Below are 351 nucleotides of genomic sequence, written 5' to 3'. Positions count from 1 at the left end.
GGGCGATCGATTTGAGTTGACACCTAGAACGGAAACCGGTTGGCAAGTAAAAGGTGAATTGCCACAAGTAACAGTGACGGAACAAGCACAAACAGTAACCATCCAATATGAACGTCAAACCGGCGGAGCAATCACAGTGAACCATGAATTTATCGGTGATCCGACTAAGAATACGAGTGAGCGATTCACAGATGTCGGTAATGTAGGCGATCGATTTGATTTGACGCCTAGAACAGAAGTTGGCTGGCAAGTAAAAGGTGAGTTGCCACAAGTGACAGTGACGGAACAAGCACAAACAGTAACCATCCAATATGAACGTCAAACCGGCGGAGCAATCACAGTGAACCATGA

General features: G+C 46.2%; 1 protein-coding gene. It reads left to right on the top strand.

Going from position 1 to position 351, the window contains the following annotated elements; genetic code table 11:
* Positions 1-351, top strand: a 351-nt coding sequence (locus tag ACH0AK_RS14930) for a MucBP domain-containing protein (protein WP_499797086.1), incomplete at both ends; no start/stop codon positions are given.

The organism is Enterococcus pernyi (assembly GCF_045371165.1).
Classification (GTDB): Bacteria; Bacillota; Bacilli; order Lactobacillales; family Enterococcaceae; genus Enterococcus_B; species Enterococcus_B pernyi.
This window is presented reverse-complemented; position numbering and strand designations above follow the sequence as displayed.